The 19,896-nt window shown below is 38.8% G+C and carries 17 protein-coding genes; 10 read left to right on the top strand and 7 right to left on the bottom strand.

Annotation, left to right across the window (positions count from 1 at the left end):
* Positions 1 to 79 precede the first annotated feature (79 nt).
* The 10 genes from SAR02S_RS12950 to SAR02S_RS12905 all read left to right on the top strand — a co-directional run bounded on the left by SAR02S_RS12950 (position 80) and on the right by SAR02S_RS12905 (position 13,521).
* Positions 80 to 3,208 carry an efflux RND transporter permease subunit gene (locus SAR02S_RS12950; RefSeq protein ID WP_041960391.1) on the top strand — a complete coding sequence of 1,043 codons (3,129 nt, stop codon included), beginning with the start codon at positions 80 to 82 and terminating at the stop codon, positions 3,206 to 3,208.
* Positions 3,198 to 4,622 (top strand): efflux transporter outer membrane subunit, encoded by a 1,425-nt coding sequence (locus SAR02S_RS12945; RefSeq protein ID WP_041960389.1) that lies wholly within the window; start codon positions 3,198 to 3,200, stop codon positions 4,620 to 4,622. Before SAR02S_RS12950 ends, SAR02S_RS12945 begins: the two co-directional genes overlap by 11 nt.
* Before the next feature lie 52 nt (positions 4,623 to 4,674).
* A complete protein-coding gene (locus SAR02S_RS12940; protein ID WP_041960387.1) occupies positions 4,675 to 5,268 on the top strand; it encodes an NAD(P)H-binding protein in 594 nt (197 codons plus the stop codon).
* 87 nt (positions 5,269 to 5,355) lie between these two features.
* Complete coding sequence (locus SAR02S_RS12935) at positions 5,356 to 5,823, top strand: nuclear transport factor 2 family protein (RefSeq protein WP_041960385.1); 468 nt, start codon at positions 5,356 to 5,358, stop codon at positions 5,821 to 5,823.
* A 214-nt stretch (positions 5,824 to 6,037) separates the two neighbouring features.
* A complete protein-coding gene (locus SAR02S_RS12930; RefSeq protein WP_041960383.1) occupies positions 6,038 to 7,189 on the top strand; it encodes an MFS transporter in 1,152 nt (383 codons plus the stop codon).
* A 26-nt stretch (positions 7,190 to 7,215) separates the two neighbouring features.
* Positions 7,216 to 8,688 (top strand): alpha/beta hydrolase domain-containing protein, encoded by a 1,473-nt coding sequence (locus SAR02S_RS12925; protein ID WP_041960381.1) that lies wholly within the window; start codon positions 7,216 to 7,218, stop codon positions 8,686 to 8,688.
* A 187-nt stretch (positions 8,689 to 8,875) separates the two neighbouring features.
* The gene (locus SAR02S_RS12920) at positions 8,876 to 9,718 is read left to right on the top strand and encodes an SDR family oxidoreductase (RefSeq protein ID WP_041960379.1); all 843 of its coding nucleotides are present in this window, start codon (positions 8,876 to 8,878) and stop codon (positions 9,716 to 9,718) included.
* 72 nt (positions 9,719 to 9,790) lie between these two features.
* Positions 9,791 to 11,320 carry a cation:proton antiporter gene (locus tag SAR02S_RS12915; protein ID WP_041960377.1) on the top strand — a complete coding sequence of 510 codons (1,530 nt, stop codon included), beginning with the start codon at positions 9,791 to 9,793 and terminating at the stop codon, positions 11,318 to 11,320.
* A gap of 139 nt (positions 11,321 to 11,459) precedes the next feature.
* Positions 11,460 to 12,626: an aldo/keto reductase gene (locus SAR02S_RS12910; protein WP_084218525.1), complete on the top strand. Its 1,167-nt coding sequence runs from the start codon at positions 11,460 to 11,462 to the stop codon at positions 12,624 to 12,626.
* Positions 12,627 to 12,933: 307 nt separating this feature from the next.
* Positions 12,934 to 13,521 carry a YkgJ family cysteine cluster protein gene (locus SAR02S_RS12905; RefSeq protein WP_041960375.1) on the top strand — a complete coding sequence of 196 codons (588 nt, stop codon included), beginning with the start codon at positions 12,934 to 12,936 and terminating at the stop codon, positions 13,519 to 13,521.
* A gap of 32 nt (positions 13,522 to 13,553) precedes the next feature.
* Here the strand turns inward: SAR02S_RS12905 and SAR02S_RS12900 are convergent, their stop codons facing one another.
* From SAR02S_RS12900 to SAR02S_RS12870, 7 genes are all read right to left on the bottom strand, one after another.
* Entirely contained in the window at positions 13,554 to 14,513 is a 960-nt protein-coding gene (locus tag SAR02S_RS12900; protein ID WP_041960373.1) for an MBL fold metallo-hydrolase, read from the bottom strand.
* 65 nt (positions 14,514 to 14,578) lie between these two features.
* Positions 14,579 to 15,727: an iron-containing alcohol dehydrogenase gene (locus SAR02S_RS12895; protein WP_041960371.1), complete on the bottom strand. Its 1,149-nt coding sequence runs from the start codon at positions 15,725 to 15,727 to the stop codon at positions 14,579 to 14,581.
* A 97-nt stretch (positions 15,728 to 15,824) separates the two neighbouring features.
* The gene (locus SAR02S_RS13515) at positions 15,825 to 16,259 is read right to left on the bottom strand and encodes a DUF4405 domain-containing protein (RefSeq protein ID WP_198133112.1); all 435 of its coding nucleotides are present in this window, start codon (positions 16,257 to 16,259) and stop codon (positions 15,825 to 15,827) included.
* A 232-nt stretch (positions 16,260 to 16,491) separates the two neighbouring features.
* Positions 16,492 to 17,091, bottom strand: a complete 600-nt coding sequence (locus SAR02S_RS12885) for a flavodoxin (protein ID WP_084218523.1) — start codon at positions 17,089 to 17,091, stop codon at positions 16,492 to 16,494.
* 160 nt (positions 17,092 to 17,251) lie between these two features.
* Positions 17,252 to 18,166, bottom strand: a complete 915-nt coding sequence (locus SAR02S_RS12880) for an AraC family transcriptional regulator (RefSeq protein ID WP_041960367.1) — start codon at positions 18,164 to 18,166, stop codon at positions 17,252 to 17,254.
* A gap of 24 nt (positions 18,167 to 18,190) precedes the next feature.
* Positions 18,191 to 19,354 carry an MFS transporter gene (locus SAR02S_RS12875; protein WP_041960365.1) on the bottom strand — a complete coding sequence of 388 codons (1,164 nt, stop codon included), beginning with the start codon at positions 19,352 to 19,354 and terminating at the stop codon, positions 18,191 to 18,193.
* Positions 19,354 to 19,890 (bottom strand): flavodoxin family protein, encoded by a 537-nt coding sequence (locus SAR02S_RS12870; protein WP_041960363.1) that lies wholly within the window; start codon positions 19,888 to 19,890, stop codon positions 19,354 to 19,356. The genes SAR02S_RS12875 and SAR02S_RS12870 overlap by 1 nt, the downstream gene beginning before the upstream one ends.
* Positions 19,891 to 19,896 lie beyond the last annotated feature (6 nt).

The following is a 19,896-nucleotide window of genomic DNA, read 5'->3' as shown; positions in this document are numbered from 1 at the left end:
CGATGTGGTTATTACGAATAACCTAACAAAGATACGTCCAGGTTCTGCCATTAACCTTGCAGAAGCGAAGGAATAAGCTATGTTTTCAAAATTCTTTATCAACCGCCCCATCTTTGCAACCGTTCTGTCGATTGTTGTGATTATTGCGGGGTTAATGGCGATTCGAGGGTTACCTATTGAAGAGTATCCTGAAGTTACGCCTCCTCAGGTTGTTGTGAGTACAACGTACAATGGTGCTAATGCTGAAACCATCTCAAAAACGGTAGCGGCTCCCATAGAAGAACAGATCAATGGTGTTGAAAATATGATGTATATGTCCTCAACCGCATCATCCACAGGAACACTGACTGTCAATGTCTATTTTAAAATCGGAACCGATCCTGATCAAGCGACGATTAATGTGAACAACCGTGTGCAAGCAGCTCTTAATAAACTACCTTCTGAAGTGCAAGCGCAAGGGGTTACAGTACGCAAACGATCATCCAATATTATAAAATTGGTTACACTCGTTTCGCCCAAACAAAGTTACGATCAGATTTACCTTGCAAATTATGCTCTTATTAATGTTATCGATGAACTTAAAAGAGTAGAAGGTGTGGGCGATGCTTCTTTATTTGGAACGCTTGATTATTCGATGCGTATCTGGATGAAGCCTGACCAACTCGCAAAATACAATCTTACTCCAGCTGATGTTATTAATGCAGTATCGCAGCAAAATGCACAGTTTGCTGCGGGAAGGTTTAATCAAACACCTTCTGAGAGTTCGCAAGCTTATACCTTTACAATCAGCACCAAAGGGCGATTGGATAAAGTTGATGAGTTTGAAAAAATTATTCTAAAATCCAATAAGGATGGTTCAACCTTACGCCTTAAAGATGTAGCAAGAGTAGAGCTTGGTGCAAAGTCGTATGATATTTCAGGAAAGCTCAATGGACAGCCTGGTATTCCTATTGGTATCTATTTACAATCAGGTGCCAATGCCCTTGCCACTGGTAAGCGAGTAGAAGCTGCTATGGCAGAAATTGCTAAATCTTTTCCTGAAGATACGGAGTACCATGTGCCTTATGATACGACAAAATTCGTTGAAGTTTCCGCACAAGAAGTCGTTAAAACACTCATAGAAGCGCTCTTACTCGTTGTTGCGATTGTTTATCTATTTTTACAGAATATGAGAGCAACGATTATCCCAGTCCTTGCAATTCCTGTTTCGATTATTGGTTCATTTGCGGGTATGTATGCTTTAGGATTTTCGATTAACCTTTTAACCTTGTTTGGTTTAGTGCTTGCCATTGGTATCGTAGTCGATGATGCCATTATTGTTATTGAAAACGTGGAGCGTATCTTACACTCTGAAAAAGATATTAGCGTCAAAGATGCTACCATTAAAGCGATGCAAGAGGTCACCGGTCCCGTTGTTGCCATCGTTTTAGTGTTGTGTGCGGTCTTTATTCCTGTAACGTTTATGGGTGGATTTACGGGTGCTATGTATCAACAGTTTGCGATTACGATTGTTATCTCTGTGGTCATTTCTGGGTTGGTTGCGCTGACGTTGACTCCTGCCTTGTGTGCAATTTTACTTAAAAAGAAAGAACCTAAACCGTTTTGGTTTGTACGAAAATTCAATGAATTTTTTGATGCCTCAACCAACTGGTTCACGAGTGGTGTCAGTCTCGTCGTTCGTCATGGAGTCATTAGTATTATTGTTTTTGCGGCACTGATGGGAACAACTTATCAGCTCTTTCAAAAAATCCCTACCAGTTTAGTGCCTAATGAAGATAAAGGGTATCTGGCTACCTTGGTTTCACTTCCCCCCGCTGCGACATTGAACCGCACACAAGAGATTATGGATCAATTAGACGATATCACACTCAAGATGGACGATGTTGTGTATTCGATGGTAATCACAGGATTTGATCGTAGTAGTGGTGCAAATAAGTCCAATGCAGGAACCTCCTTTTTACTCTTAAAAGATTGGGATGAGCGTAAAGATCCATCACGCCACTCAATGGTACTGAGTAAAAAGTATAATGAAGCATTTTCAAAAATTGCAGATGCCAATATTTTTACTGTCAATCCACCTCCTATTATAGGTCTCAGTCTTACGGGCGGATTTGAGATGTATTTGCAAGATAGAACAGGTAGTTCATTTCATGATTTAGGAAATGTTGTGAATGCTGTGGTCGCTAAAGCGCGTCAACGTCCAGAATTGATGGTCGTTAGGAGTACCTTTGATTCGGCTGTACCTCAATATCAGATGAATGTTGATCGTGAAAAAGCGATGGCACTGGGTGTTTCTATTCAAAACCTCTTTAGTACACTTCAAGCAACATTTGGGGCTTATTATGTGAATGACTTTAACCTTTTTGGACGTACATACCAAGTCAATGTTCAATCCGATGCCAATTTCAGAGAAAAACCAGAAGATCTAAAAAATGTTTTCGTTAAGTCTGACAATGGAAAGCTTATTCCGTTAAGTTCGCTGGTCAGTTATGAACGTATTGTGGGTCCCGATATTGTTGATCGTTTCAATCTTTTCTCAGCTGCAAAAATCATGGGAGAACCAGCCCCAGGTTATACATCAGGTGATGCACTCAAAGCTATCGAAGAGGTCGTAAAAGAGGTAGCACCTTCAGGTTATACAATAGCATGGTCAGGAACGGCATACCAAGAAAAAGCCATGTCTGGAAGCGGAAGCCAAGCGTTCATTTTTGGAATCGTCTTCATTTTCCTAATCCTAGCAGCGCAGTATGAGAGATGGTTAATGCCACTTGCCGTAGTCACCGCTGTTCCATTCGCGGTCTTTGGAGCGATTATGGCAGTCTATCTTAGAGGTCTTAGCAATGATATCTATTTCCAAATCGGTCTGTTAGTCCTTATTGGTCTTTCAGCAAAGAATGCCATCTTGATCGTTGAGTTTGCCATGCAAGCCCAAGAGAGAGGTAAGTCTATTTTTGATGCAACCCTAGAAGCGGCACGTCTTCGTTTCCGTCCGATTGTTATGACATCACTTGCCTTTACCATTGGTGTATTACCACTAGCACTTAGTTCTGGTGCAGGAGCAGGAAGTCGTCATGCGATTGGTACGGGTGTTATTGGTGGAATGATCGCCGCAACAACCATTGCGATTTTCTTTATCCCACTTTTTTACAACTGGTTAGCGCAGCTTAATGCGAAGTTTGCACGTAAAGGAAAAAAAGATGAAGAATAGTCTCTATTACAGTGCTGTTATAGCCTTAATGCTTAGTGGATGTTCGCTCTCTCCAGAGCTGAACATCCCAACAACACAGTTTCCTGAAGCATACCGCTCTGATGTAAAAAGTGAATCACCGTATGTGGACGCAGCATGGTGGAGTAGTTACCACGATGCAAAGCTTTCAGCTCTTATTGAAGAGGCATTGGCAAATAACTATGACCTTCAAACGTCTATGGCAAATATCTCTTTAGCTAGAGCAACGCTTTCCAGCAGTACCTCCAATCGTTACCCAAGCCTTGATGTCCAAGGTTCAGGTCAAAGAATCAGAAGTAGTGCCGATACGTATAACTCTAAAGCGCATAACACGTACAATGACTTCTCACTCAGTGCAGTGCTAAGTTATGAGCTAGACCTATGGGGCAAATATAAAGAAGCAGAAGCCTCTTCAAGATCTTCACTTATAGCAACCTATGCTGCTAAAGATACGGTGAAGATCTCTTTAGCTTCCAGTGTGGTGGACAGTTACTTTACCCTTATTAGTTTGTATGAACAACTGGACATTACCAATGAGACCATCAAAGCAAGAGAAGAAGGACTTAAACGTAATGAGTCTAAGTACACCCTTGGAGCTATCTCTAAAGGAACGCTTTTATCTGAACGCGCCGAGCTAAACAGTGCTCAAATCACCAAAGATGCCCTAGAGCAATCAATCGCTTTACAACAAAGTGCATTGGCAGTACTTGTAGGTAAATCACCTGAAGCCATTGCTGCTTTTAGTAAAGATGGTTTACCAAGAGTGTTGCCAAGTGATATAACAGTACCGTCTAACTTACCATCGGAACTGTTAACCAAACGTCCTGATATCAAACAAGCCGAAGAGAATCTCAAAGCAGCCAATGCTAACATCGGTGTAGCACGTGCGGCATACTTTCCAAGTATTAGTCTCTCAGGCGCACTTGGGTTTGAAAGTACACAACTCTCTAATCTGATGAAGTCGCAATCCGCCATGAACAGCTTTGGTGGAAGCCTTGCCTCACCACTGTTTAATATGGGTAAAACCAGCTCCAACGTTGAGAGTGCCAAAGCCAATAAAGAGCTAGCAGAGATTGCTTATGCAAAGACAGTACAACAAGCGTTTCAAGAGGCGTATGATGCTTTAAATAAACGTCATACACTCACTCAAAAGCTTGAGCATCAACTCTCTTATGAGAAGAATATTGAACAAGTCTATACATTGGCTAAAAAACAGTATGAGAGCGGTTATGGCGATTACTTAACCCTTTTAGATGCAAAGCGTAATCTTCTTTCTGCAAAACTAGCAACATCGCAAACCAAACAAGCCTTGCTGAGTTCGGGTGTTTCTCTTTACAAATCACTTGGTGGCGGTTGGGACAAAGAGGTGTTTGAAAGACACGCTGAAGAGCTGTAACGTCTTTACATGTAAAGCGTGAATGTGAAAATATATATATGAGGAAAAAAAGATGAAAAGAGTTTTGATTTTAGGAGCAAATGGACAGATTGCTCGTGTAGCCATTGATATGCTTTTGAAAGATACTAATGTCAAGTTAACACTTTTTTTACGTAATGCAAAACGTTTAAAACATATCGCACAGAACAATAACGTAGAATTAGTAGAAGGTGATGTTTTAGATAAGGTTGCACTAAAATTGGCAATGGATAATCAAGATATTGTTTATGCCAATCTATCGGGCAATTTGGAAGCACAGGCTAAAACCATTGTTGAAGTAATGAATCAAACAGGTATTAAGCGTTTAATTTTTATTAGTTCTATGGGGATTTACAATGAAGTTCCAGGAGAGCATTATGGAAGTATCTTAGATCCTTACCGTAAATCTGCCTCTATTATTGAAGCATCAGAACTTGATTATACAATTATCCGCCCTGCTTGGCTGAATAATCAAGATGAAATTTCGTATGAAACCACTCAAAAAGGAGAGGGATTCAAAAATGCATCCGCATCGGTTTCTCGCAAGAGTGTAGCCGATCTTGTTATGAAACTTGTGAGTACACCTACTTTGGGGGTGCATCAAAGTTTGGGTGTCCATAAAGCGTAGTAATATAGAGTTGGAGGTTCTCAATCTGAGGTGCCACCTAAATATTTTGTCCCAAAATAGGGACTTCAATTATAAAAAGGAAAAAATATGAACACAACATTAGAACAACGCATTCAACAATTGGAAGATCGTGCAGCATTGAAGCATCTTATTGATCATTTTGCGAATTTGGCAGACGACAAAGATGTCGCCAATCAAATGTTTCTTTTTACTGAAGACGCTGCTGTTGATACATACTTTGGCGATACACTTTTCGCCTCGATGCGTGGTCGTGATGAGATCGGCAAAGTCTTTACGGCATTCTTAGCCAACTTTGAAATTGTCTATCATATGAACGGACAACAAACGGTAGAGGTAAATGGAGACAAAGCTTCCTCCATCCACTATTGTCAAGTTGTATTGATATCAACCGTTGATGGTAAAAAAATCAAGAATACCAATGGCATTATCTATAAGGATGAGTATGTTCGTCAAGATGGAAAGTGGCTTATTGCAAAACGTCTCGCTCGCTTCACTTGGCGTGATGAAGTGGAATTAAAAACACCAAACGTATAAAGTTTTGATGGACATGGGCAATGTTGTAATTGCCCATGCTATCCACAATAAACTGCTAAATACAGACTTTTACAATGTATCTTAAGACTTTTTCATTATGTTTGCAGAATAAGGCAATGAATTTCCAAAATCGTTCTATTAAGAAGTGTAGATAAAAATATATAATTTTTCAATTACAACTTAGGCTTAAACAAGTTATTTGATAAGGAGAAAAATGCTTAGTACTAACTATCTGAGGATTTATTTACTAACGCTCATCAGCTTTTTGGTCGGTACTTCACAGTTTATTATTGCTGGAGTTTTAGACAAAATTGCTACATCACTTGATATATCCATTTCAAGTGCAGGTCAATTAGTCACTGTATTTGCTCTTGCAAGTGGACTTGGAACGCCAATTTTAACCGTTTTAGTTTCAAAGTATTCATTAAAAAAACAACTTTTAATTGCACTGTTTATCTTTTTAGTAGGTGCTTTTTTAACACCTCTAAATTTAGGATATGATGTATTGATCTTTGCAAGAATTATCACAGGGATAGGAACTATTTTATTTGTTGTTGTTGCGTACGTTGTTGCTGGACGATTGGCAGGAGAGGGAAAACAAGGCAGTGGAATGTCATATATTGCCTTAGGGTTTAGTTTATCACAAGTTGCCGGAGTTCCACTGGGTAGAATCATTGCCAATATCTATAACTGGCAAATGATATTTTATATTGTAGGTGTTTTAGTGCTTTTAGGCTCTATTGTGGTGATGCTTTCATTTCAAAATAGAACCCCTCAAAAAATGCCTTCTCTTAAAGAACAAATGTATATTTTAAAAGATAAAAGGGTTGCTTTATCTTTAAGTATTACAGTATTCGCCTTTATTACTTTTTCCGCGATTACGACGTTTATAACCCCTCTTATATTCTCCATTGAAAAAGTGAGTGAGCACACCCTTGCACTTATCTTTACGATTCTTGGAATTGCAAGCGTTATTGGTTCAAAATCGGGAGCGACAATTGCCGATAAAATTGGTGTAACACGCGTTTTATCCGCGACACTCATCATAACGGCTATTTCATTGATTGCGATGAATGTTTTTTCAAGTTCTCTCTCTGTCTTTATTACAATGCTTACCATTTGGAATATAACGATATGGATGTTTGGACCTACACAAGGGCTTAATTTATCTAAGATGGTACCTACGCATGCCTCAATCCTTTTGAGCCTTAATAGTTCATTTGTGCAAGTTGGATTTGCACTCGGTGCATTTTTGGGTGGCATAACCATTGAAAGTTTTTCTATTCATTCGATACTTCTTCTTGGTGTCATGTCGACATTAATCGCACTTGCAATTTATCTCTATACATTAAAAAAACATACATAAATAATAATTTGAAAAGAAGGATTTACATGAAAATACCCGTAAAAAAGACAAATATTATGCATTGGATTCTATTTTCAATGCTTGCGCTCATCATGACTGGATGTGCAGGAAATATGAAAAATATGGGTTTGGAGGAAAATTCAAAACCAACTGTCTTAATACCGCCTGCAATAGCTACGCCTATGAGTGCAACGGCAATGCCTTTGAACAACTATGATTATGAAGAAAAAGAATATTTTATTCAAGGTAAAGCAAGCAGGTATCGTATAAAAGATAAAATGAAGGACGCCCAATTCATTGATTCAGGATATCCCTATACAACAAGAATTCTTGTAAGAAAACCCAACAACCCCGCTAAATTTAACGGTACTGTTATCATAGAATGGCTCAATGTCAGCTTGGATCAAGATGTTGATTTTGTATTTGGCGCTACGAGAGAATTAGTTGTTAGAGAGGGCTATGCGTGGATTGGAATAAGTGCTCAAAGACATGGTGTTGAAGCAATGAAAAAGTGGAATCCAAAACGTTATGATGCCCTTAATGTTGCGGTTTCTAATATCGACCCAGTTGATGGAAGTGAAATTGACCCTGCAGATCCTCAAATTATGGCAGTAGGTGCAGACGTCTTAGCTTGGGATATTTTTTCTCAAATAGGACAGATGGCATCATCAAGTGCACCTGAAATTATGGGAAATTTAAAGGTCAAAAAAGTTATTGCAGCCGCTGAATCTCAATCAACGCTAAAGGTTTCAACCTACTATAATAGTATTCAGCCTTTGCATCATGTCTATGATGGTTTTCTCTTTTATGATAGAAGTGGGTTGTTGCGTACTGATATAGATGCTAAAACGATTGCTATCGGAACTGAAATCTTTACAGCATTAATGGGATACCCATCACAAGAAGACACAGATCATCAACGTTGGTGGGAAGTAAATGGTGCATCTCATTTTTCTTTGGATGAAGTAGAAAATTATGTAGATCCATTTATGAAACGTGACGGAGCTTTTCGTGATGCACATGGTAAAGCGTTAAATTTATCTGAAATTACAGCAAAAAATGGTCCTTGTACTCCTGCAACGATATACAGTCGTGTACCAAATGGTGATATTATGAAAGCTGCACTAAAATCACTCAATAGATGGATTTCAGGGGGTAAAGCTCCTAAAAATGCACCACGATTTATTGTTGATGCACAAAATAAATATGTTCGTGATGTAAATGGCCAGGTACTTGGCGGAATTCGTACTGCAGCACAAGATGCACCGATTGCAACAAATGCAGGTATTGGGCAAGGACCTTGGTTTTGTGGACCATCTGGTAATCATGTTGACTTTACAAAACAAGAATTTTGCAAACGTTATGGCAATCACGATAATTTTGTATCAAGAGTGAAAGCGGTTGTGAATGCAAATGTTCATGATGGTTTTTTACTTCCAGAAGAAGCGCAAAAAACTATCAATGAAGCAGAATCTTTAAATTTCTCTTGCATAAATTAATTTATGCAAGGGGTTAGTCGTACTCTAATAAACTGAATATTTATACAATGGTTGATTTTGCAGTGACTTTTTATACTATGTAATAGTTGCTTATTTACTGGGAAATCAATGTAAGAATCTTCCATACAGCAGAGAGAATAGATGACAATGTATCTGTTGAATTTTAATATATGCATAGGAGAAAAAGATGGCACAACGTACTTGGCTTATTACAGGTGTTAGCAGTGGTTTTGGTCGCGAGCTTAGTCAACAACTTCTTGAACGTGGCGATCGTGTTATCGGTACAGTACGCGATACAAAGAAAATTGATGATCTTATCAAGCGTTATCCAGAGACTTTTAAAGTTGAAATATTGGATGTGACCGATACAAAGGCAGTACATGAAATGGTTAACCAATCATTTGCACGGTTTGGACGTATTGATGTGGTCATTAGTAATGCAGGGTATGGCTTATTTGGTGCTAGTGAAGAACTCACTGATGCCCAAGTTACACATATGATTGCTACCAATCTAACAGGCTCCATTCAATTGATTCGCTCAGCCCTTCCTCATCTTAGAGCACAAGGCGGTGGTCGTGTAATTCAGATTTCATCGTATGGTGGACAAGTTGCTTTTGCAGGCAATTCGCTTTATCACGCGACTAAATGGGGTATTGAAGGTTTTGTTGAATCGGTTGCCCAAGAGGTAGCTTCTTTTGGAATCGGTATGACAATTATTGAACCAGGAGGTGCACGCACCGAGTTTCGTTACGGCAGTGCACAAGTAGCTACCCTAATGCCTGAGTATGATGCAACACCAGCGCATGCATTTTTAAAGATGCTAGATCCTGCAAATGGTTTGGCACCAGGGGACCCTGCACGTATGGCAACGCGTATTATTGAAAGTGTTGATATTGAGCCAGCTCCTTTGCGTATGGTGTTAGGTTCTCAAGCATTGGAGGGTACGATTGCAACATTGAAAAAACGTCTGAGTGCCTTTGAAGCTCAAAAAGAGCTTGCCGCATCGACGGATTTTCCAGCAGGTGAATAAGCAAATATTATGAGTAGATATAAGATTTAAGGGCTTGAAATAATCAATATGCGTGAAAGAGAGTAGTATCGTATGAGAGAATTGGAACAATTTCTTGGTTTATTCATCGCGGCAGTTATACTTGCGGCACTTGCAAGGCGTGTGGGAGCGCCTTATCCTGTTTTTCTTGCGCTTGGCGGTGCGGCACTTGCATTTTTGCCTGGAGCACCGATGTTATCTCTTCCTCCTGAACTTATTTTGGCACTTTTCGTAGCACCCGTTTTATTGGATGCAGCCTATGATTCTTCACTTAGAGATCTTAAAGATAATTGGTTTCCTGTGATGTGTTTGGTTATATTTGCCGTTGGTATTACAACAATGGCAGTTGCGTTTGTCGTTCACGCAATGGTCCCATCAATGCCATGGGCTGTAGCAATTGCGCTTGGTGCAATCGTGGCACCACCCGATGCGGTAGCTGCAACAGCGGTACTTCGACCGTTACATACACCGCATCGTATCTTGACAGTCCTTGAAGGAGAAAGTCTATTAAACGATGCCAGCTCGCTTTTAATTTACCGCTTAGCCGTGGGTGCCATCGTAGCAAATAGTTTTACCGCGTCTGAAGTGGCACCTGTTTTTTTACTAGCAGTAGCAGGTAGTCTGATTGCGGGTCTTGTATTTGGGTGGTTGACTTTGCGTGTGATGGAGCATATAGAGCATATTCCAACTGCCATTATCCTTCAATTTATATGTGCTATTGGGATATGGATTCTTGCGGAAGATCTTGGGTTGTCTGCGGTACTCACGACCGTATCTTATGCCATTGCTATGGCACGTACAGCTCCATGTAAGATTTCTGCTGAAACACGTATTTCAACAAATGTTGTGTGGCAAACGGTTGTTTTTGCTCTGAATATTTTTGCGTTTATTTTTATTGGTTTACAAATGAGACCTATCTTGGGGAACTTGATTGAAGCGGATCGTACACACTATTTGATTATTGCGATTGTTGTACTCTTCACTGTTATTATAGTGCGACCTCTTTTGCACATGCCTTTTAATTTATTCGCTAGATGGAGGGAACGTCAAATAGGTTTTAATTCTCCACGTCCCATGGTAGGAGCTACAATTCAAGGTGGTATTGTTATTTCTTGGGCGGGTATGCGCGGTATTGTTTCCTTATCTGCGGCTATGGCATTACCTTCGGAGTTTCCATATCGCGACCTCATTCTTTTAGTAACATTTGCTGTTGTGTTTGGTACGCTTGTCATTCAAGGGCTTACTCTTAAACCATTGATAAAAATCTTCAATTTCCATGACGATAATCACATAAGTCGAGAAGTAGGCATTGCTCGTAAAGCGATTTTACATTCAGTATTAGCAGAGCTTAAAAATGATCATTCTCCTTCGGCTGATGAAATCCGCCAAAAATTTGTTACATTTTTCAAAATTGATACAGATTTTGACAACACACAATATGCACAGTTACAACACGTTATCCAATCAGCTAGAAAAATAATCGTAACGATGCGTGCCAGTGAAGAGATTGGTGATGATGCATTTCATCGCATAGAAGAAGAGTTGGATGGGCTAGAAATAGCTTGGAGTAATAAAAATACATAAAATTGATGCAAAATGTATTTCAGGTGTTTCACTTTACAAATCACTTGGTGGTGGTTGGGACAGAGAGGTGTTTGAAAAGAGTTTGTAAAAATTTTGAAAATCAAATAACACAAGAAAATAAATTTTAAAAAGGAAAAACATGCATAATGATAACACTATGAGTAGACGTCAGTTTTTAGTTACCGGATCTAGTGTTGCTACTGCGACACTACTTTCTGGCATTCCAGCCTTAGCGCAAGAAAAAACAATGAAAGTAGCCAATAGTGCTATATCACCACAAAGTTCATTGTTAGGACGACGAAAATTAGGCTCACTTGAAGTTTCCAGTCTTGGCTTGGGGGTTCAGAACATGAGCCGTAAATATGATACTTCTGTGCCATATAAACCAGAAATGATTGATGTTATTCAAACAGCTTTTGACAATGGTGTTACTTTCTTTGATGCGGCAGAAGCCTATGGACCGTTTGAAGTCGAACGAATTCTTGGTGAAGGCGTAGCCCCTTTTAGAGATAAAATAAGTATCGCAACGAAGTTTGGCTGGAACATAGACCAAGAAACGGGTAAGCGTTTACCCGGGCTCAATAGCCATCCAAAACATATAAAACAGGTTGTTGAAGGTATGTTAAAACGCCTTAGGACAGATCGTATTGATTTACTCTATCAACATAGAGTTGATCCTGCAATTCCTATAGAAGATGTTGCAGGAGCTGTTAAGGATTTGATGACTGAAGGAAAAGTTCTTCATTGGGGACTTTCAGAGATGGGACTTCAAACACTGAGACGTGCTCATGCGGAGCTGCCCGTTACAGCTGTACAAAGTGAATACTCTATGCTTTGGCGCGGACCAGAAAATGAAGTAATCCGAACTTGCGAAGAACTTGGCATTGGTTTTGTTCCATGGAGTCCTCTAGGTGTTCAATTTCTTACGGGGTGGATCGATGAAAATACACGATTTGCCGCTGGAGACTTTAGAAGTACTGAATCTAGATTTGCTCCTGAGAATTTGACACACAATCTTGCACTTGTCGCGTTATTAAAAAAATGGGCATTACAAAAGTCTGCTACTCCTGCACAAGTCGCACTCGCATGGTTAATGGCGCAAAAGCCATGGATTGTGCCAATTCCTGGAACAACACATAAAGGGCATATGCTACAAAATATTGGTGCTGTTAATGTTCATTTTTCAGCAAGTGAATTAGCTGAACTGAACGATTCCATCGCTAAAATTGAAATTCGAGGGAAACGCTTACCCGATATGGTGCAAGCATTTTCCAATGTCGAAGCTCCTATAAAAAATAAAATGTAAAGCTTATAGGAACCTATGTCCTAACGAAATATATTGAAGAGTATCTATACGATACTCTTTTCTTTCAAGAAAGCTATTTGTTAACTAAAACTTCGTAGAAATGGGCAATATTTAGGGAGAATTGTTCTATTGAAAACCTCGCTCTTCTTTCTATAATTTATCTCGTTATATACGAGAAAAATCAATCAAAACCTCCTAAAAATAGCCATTTTATTAGATCTGTTTTTATTCCTTTTGGTTGATTTTTTCTCATTTATTCCTTCATTTTAACATTCAAAAAATCATATTTTATTCAAAGAGGATTCCTATGGAAAGCATTGGAAGTTTTGTCAATATTAAAAGCCATAATTTATACTTTAATGGCTGTTCAGCGTGCGAGGGTAATTGTTGCAATGGTGCCAAAGGTTTTGCGGCATCTCCGCTTATATTAGAAGATTTTGAAGATGTCTATAAAAATTTTCCTATTTTATTTAGCGTTAATGGTGAAGATTTGGTCGTTTATGTTTTACTGAACGATGGAAAGGGGCATTGTAAATATTACATTGATAAGAAGTGCAGTATATATGAACAAAGAACACCAGCATGCAGGCTCTATCCTATTAGTCCTTATTGTGAGCATATTCTTGTGGATACTGCGTGCCCTGCTGTTAGTTATGAAAGTGGAAAATCATTATGTAAAGATGGTATCGTACAGAGTGATTTTTACACGAAGAGGCTTGAAAATTTTGTAGCAAAACGAGACGCAACGAAGGTGTTTTTAGAGAGTATTAAACAAGTAGAAGATTTTGAATACGTAGGCGAACTTCTAGGGCTACCACTGCTTAAATACATTAAATCAAGTGATAACCCCTATATTCAAATGCATTTAGAATCATTAAAACATTTTTGGGTATAAGTCTTCCAAAAAGGGAAGATTCTTTTTAAATTTTATTTGGCAACACACATGATCTCTCCTAAAAAAGGATTGATCATAGCTACTTTTTGCTCTTCAGTAATTTTGAGTGACTGCATAAAAGGATCTAACCAGTGGTGTGCAGAGAGTCTGAACATACTCCAGTGAATGGGAACAAAGAATTTAGCTTTGATGTCTTTAATAGCTTGGATGGTTTGTTCGGGCATCATATGCGCGTAAATCCAACGCTTATCGTACTGTCCATTTTCCATAAAAGCGACATCAAATGGCCCATACATAGAGCCAATCTCTTTAAAATGTGGGCTGTATGCCGAATCTCCACTAAAAAATAATTTCTCATTTTTTCCTTTGATAACCCATGAAGCCCAAAGCGTTTTATTGTGTCCAAAGAGGCTTCTGCCTGAAAAGTGATGAGCGGGTGTCGCGGTAAAGGTTACAGAACCTATATCATGGGATTCATGCCAATCAAGCTCTATAATTTTAGACTCTGCTATTCCCCAATTGATTAAATAACGTTTTATACCAAGGGGAACTAAAAAGCGTGTCTTATGGTGTTTGAAAAATTGAATACTTTTCTTATCTAGGTGATCGTAATGGTCATGTGAGATGACAATTACATCAATAGGTGGTAGTTCTTTAAGCTCGACTACGGGAGGTTGAAATCGTTTAAAAGTCCCTATAATAGGAGAAGCATAGGTTGAAAACATAGGATCAATAAGAACTTTGAGTCCATCTATTTTGAGCAAAACCGTGGAGTGTCCAAACCAAATAAATTTGAGCGTATCACTTTTTTGACCAAACATATCAAGATCAGGTTTTATTTGTGGCATCTTTCGTTTAGGGTTTTTATAAGAAGATTTATAAAGAATTTCATAAACCGCACGAAGACTTTGTGCCAATGTCATTTTAGGCATTTGAATTGGATAGAGATTGCGAAAACGCTTTGTTTTTAAATCAAAATTTGATGTGTGCATAATGTTTCTTTGTTGTGAATATAAAGGTGGTTTTGATATAAAAAAACCACCTTTAGTTATGTCGGTTATAAAGCGCTTGTCAGAATCTTGGTAATAGCCTCTTTCGTGTATAACTCTGGCATACCAAAATAAGTAGCATTTTCAGTTGCATTATCAATCACAGCATCTAATGTAGCGCGAGAAATGTTCATCTGTGACAATTTGGTCGGTGTTCCAACTTTGTTAAACCATGCTTCAAGGGCATCAATGCCTTTGTTGGCATCATCAAGACCAAAAATTGTTTTCGCAAAACGAGTAAATTGAGCTTCATTTTTCTCTTTATACCAACGCATCCATGCTGGCATCACGACAGAAAGTCCCGCACCATGAGGAACGTTGCAGATGGCAGAAAGTGCATGTTCTATCATATGATTTGGGTAACCAAAACCTGAAGTCCCAACATAAGTTAATCCATTGAGCGCACACGTAGCAGCCCAAGCAAATTCAGCTCTTGCATCATAATCTTTTGGATTAGCAATCAGTTTTTCAGTGGTATACATAACGGTTGTGATGATCGCTTCTATTTGTTTGTTAATGAGTGTAGGTTGAACAGTTGCTGTAAAATAACCTTCAATACAATGCGCGATGATATCAGAAGCCGAATAAACGAGATAATCTCTACTCACGGAACTTTGAAGTTCAGGATTGATGATAGAGACTTTTGGAAACAAGAAAGGTGATTGAATCGCATACTTTTGTTTCGTGGTATCATTGGTAACAACGCCACCACAATTCATCTCACTTCCTGTTGCAGCTAAGGTAATAATATCAACAATAGGCAATGCCTTTTCAACAGCAGCTTTACCTAAAAAGAAGTCCCAAACATCACCAGTATACAAAGCCCCCGCTGCAATCGCTTTAGAGCTATCAAGCACAGAACCACCACCGATGGAGAGAATGGCATCAACACTATTCTTTTTTGCGACTTCAATGCCTTCATAAACTTTTGAAAGTAGAGGATTACTTACAATGCCACCAAGTTCAACGTACGCAATATTATTTTCTTTTAAGCTGTTGATAACAGTATCGAACAGACCATCTTTTTTAATACGCTCACTGCCGTAGGTTAACAAAACTTTTTTAGCACCAATTACATGTAAATGTTTACCGACCTCTTTCTCTTTCTCTTTTCCAAACTCAATTTGAGTTGGATTACAAAATGTAAAATTGTCCATAGTCTTTCCTTGTTAAAATATATTCAGTATTATAGAACGAAGCCATGACCAAGTGGTAGATAAATAATCCATATAAATTGCCTGATTCTGCAAAAATTTATCTTAACAGTTTTTGGAATTTTAAAAAAGAGCGTGTCAAAAAAATGAGTGCTATAGACATACTCATATAATCAAGCGCAACACTCCAGATAGACTGTTCTGTATCCCAAAATTCAAAAGCAAAGGTCATAAAAAGTTTTGAAGCAATGTCTCTTTGAATAAAGATAAATCCTGCATAAAGTACTATCAACAAAGCGATGAAGGTTGCAAGTGGGTGCGATAAAAGTGCGTGAATACGAAATTTTTTTTGAAGCAATGCACTAAAACGATGCCAATGAATACCTAAATGGATAAATCCCAAAATAAAGAACCAATAGGCAGATGTGGTATGAAGTTGACGTAGCATCAATGTACTTTTAAAGTCTAAAAATGTGAAGAGAGACTTTGAAATCATAAGACTGCTAGTAATTAACACTAAAAAAGCAACTACCATTAGCAGAAGAATAGTTGTATTAAAAAGACGATGAAATGTATTCTTTTGTTTCCAAAAAACAGTAAACCAGCGAAGGTTAAAAAACGTATGTGTTGCAATCAATAAGAGAATAATTACACCAACTACCTCATGCAACGGATTTCCCGTTAGCTTATTTAAAATTGATGACGGGATAAGGCTGATTAAAAATGTATTGAGTATAAATCGAGACAGAGAGTTAGAACGCATCAGCTTAGATTTTAGCAATATTGAGTTTTGTAAGCCACGCGGTGATATCTTTTTTACTCGATGAAGATTGCACACTTCTTCCTCGCATCTCTAGCCCTTTGAAAAAGGTTGATTTTGGGTTGAGAGCTTTTAAATCGCTGATGCTATCTCCAAAGTGACTTCCCTCATGCGTTGAAAAAGGGATGAGTGTTTTTCCCTCAAAATGGTTCTCTTCAAAAAAAGTAAACAATGCCATGGGAATCGTTCCCCACCAGTTTGGATAACCTATAAAGATAATGTCATACGCATTGAGATTGGTTGGAAGGGTTGCAAGTTTAGGTCTAAATTTTGCCTTTTGCTCTTTTTTAGCCACATCGACAACACTGTCATAATCCACAGGATAAGGATTAACGGTTTTGATTTCCAAGAGATCACCGCCTATTTGTGCTTGAATCTCTTTTGCAAAGTAACGTGTATTTCCTGAGTGTGAGAAATAGGCAATTAAGATTTTCTTAGTGGTGGTTGATTCTTCTGCAAATAATTCGTGTGGTAACAATGAACCAGCAGCTAATGCAGCGCTGGTGATTAAAAAATTTCGACGTTTATTGGTATTGGATAAAACCATTTTATAACTCCTACGATGATGTAAAAACGTAGAAATTATAGTGGCATTGTCTCTTTGGGTGGTAGAACGATTATGTATGATGCTTGTCAGATTCTGCAAAGTTTTTTACATGTAAAGCTTTACATGTAAAAAACAATAAGCAGTAATTACAGTAGCAAACCTAAGAGATATCTTCCGCATCTTCTTGAACGGTTTTCGCGTACATTTTAGGAGGTAGACCAAACATACGAGCATATTCTCTGCTAAACTGTGATGGACTTTCATATCCGACCGCAAAGGCAACTTCAGTGGCTTCGATATTTTGTGTTAAAAGCATGCGTCTGGCTTCTTCGAGACGTAGGGTTTTTTGAAATTGCAAAGGGCTTAACATGGTTACTTTTTTAAAGTTGTGATAAAGTGAAGATTCGCTCATACCATAAGACTTTGCAAGCTCTTTCATATTGATAGTTTCTGTAAAATCTTGCTTGATTTTGGCAATAACCTTAACAATTTGCTGAACAATGCTTCCATCCATAACATACTTACGAAGAAAATCTCCCCCTTTGTCATTGATGACATGGTATAAAACCTCTTTAATAATCATCGGTGCCATGAATTTGATGTTATTGGGAGTATCCAGCAGACGTACTAAGCGCGCGATTGGGTCTATCACTTGTGTACTCATATCTCCAAAGCAAAGACCTAATTCTGGCGTTAGATTTGTAGTGCGTGATTGAGTATGTGCTTCTTTTATTACCTCAAAAATATCTTCCATTGTAAACGTCAGTTTTAAAGAGATATAAGGCTTCTCTTCTGAAGCCTCCATGATGCGTACACGTGTAGGCATATGAACCGAAGCTAAAAGGTAACGTGAAGGGTCATAACTATAGTTTTCATCGCCCAATATTAATGCTTTTGATCCTTGTAAGACAAGGCAAAGGGAAGGTTCATAAACGACTGTTGCAAATTCAGTGGTTGATCTTGAGTAGTAAAAACTCAGTGTTGGAATCTCTGTTTTTATAATGCCATCTTCCACGCGTTTTGCTTCAATTCTCTTGATAATTTCAGCTCTGTATGCTTCAAAAAGTGCATCCATGTTTTTATTCCTTTATTTTTTAAATTATAGCATTTGTGATGAATGAGCGTATTTTTTAACGCTTAAAAGCAACATGCCTATGGCACATAAGGTACAAAGACTACCAACGCCACTGAGGGCGATTAGCGGTAAATGGCTAATGGTAATGCCTCCCAAACCTGCACCCACGGCAAAACCAAGTTGGACAAATGAGCTGTTAAGGCTAAGGAGTATGCCAGAAGCTTTGGGCGCAATAGAGGCTAAGTTGAAACTTTGCGTTGGTCCAAATGTCCATGATGCCGCCACCCAAATAAAAAGTAAAAGTGATGTTAAGAGAATGGAGTGTGCCACAAAGAAAAGAAGGATGAGCGCTACAAGATGCACAGACATACTGCCCAAAAGCGTTCGGGTGATGCCGATGCGATCGGCTAAAAAGCCTGCTAACTTTGAGCCAACAAAACTCGCAATGCCAAGGGCAAATAAAATCGTACTTATTTCATGCTCACTCAGAGGGCGAATGGAAAATAAGAAGGGTGTGATGTAGGTATTGATAATGGAAAAACTGATAAAAAAGAGAAACGTAATGCCAAGAGCGCTCATGATTTTAGGCTGTTTTAAAAAGGAGAGTTGTTCACTTATCGCAATAGGAGGTTCACCCACCGTTTTGGGAAGGACTTTAGCCACAACGAAAAACGAGAAGAGACTTAAAATGCCTATGAGCCAAAAAATAGCCTGCCAATTCGCCATAGCCGTAATGACGCGCCCTAAGGGAACGCCCAAAACAAGGGAGAGACTAAAACCCATTGCAATGTTTGACATAGCCGTTCCTTGTTTTCCTCTCTCAGCCAAGTTGGCGCTCATCGCATAAGCTGTTACCACAAAAACACCTGCTCCCACACCTACAATGATGCGAGAAAGCACGATCAAAAGATAGCTATGAAACAGAGGCATTGCAAAAACACCGATGATAAACACAACCAATGAGAGTAACAGTTGCGCTCGTTGATCCATTTTAGAAGTCGCCATAATGACCAGAGGCGTTCCTATAGCACTAGCGAGAGCATAAACACTTACAAGCTGTCCAGCAGACGAGACGGAAATGCCCAGTGAATCTGCTATTTGATCTAAAACACCCACAATAATAAACTGTGATGTACCGACTAAAAAGCTCATAAAGGCGAGGAGGTAAATTTTAAATACGTTTGTCATTAAGCATTTTTACCAAATGTATAGGCTTCATTCATAGAGGGTTTGCCCTTGATGTCACCTATTTGCCAAGCACCTGTTCCATAAACAATCCCTTTTTCTTTAGGGTTGCTCAAACAGTAGGTAAAGCCACGAAACTCCTCAATGGTTCGCTGCATCAAAGCTTTACTGCCATCGGCTGCGGCCACGATAAAATAAAACTCTTTGTTGTTAATCTCTTGGTACCTCGCACAGGTACGGTCAATGAGTGTTTTCATCTGCCCGTTCATCGCATAAAAATAAACGGGTGTCGCCATGACGATGACATCTGCATCAATCATCTTCTCTAACACTTCACCCATATCATCTTTTTGAGAGCAGGGCTTGCCTCCAAAACAGACACCACAGCCGGTGCAGTAACCAATATTTTTATTTTTCAGAAAAATCTTCTCAGCCTTATTTCCAGCATCAAGTGAGCCTTTTAAAAATTCATCGCATAAAAGATCCGAATTGCCCCCTTTGCGTGGGCTTGCTGAGAGAATTAAAACGTTTTTTGACATAGGGTA

The organism is Sulfurospirillum arsenophilum NBRC 109478 (genome assembly GCF_000813345.1).
GTDB lineage: Bacteria > Campylobacterota > Campylobacteria > Campylobacterales > Sulfurospirillaceae > Sulfurospirillum > Sulfurospirillum arsenophilum.
The sequence above is the reverse complement of the archived record's forward strand: the minus strand, read 5'-3'. Positions and strand labels throughout refer to the sequence as shown.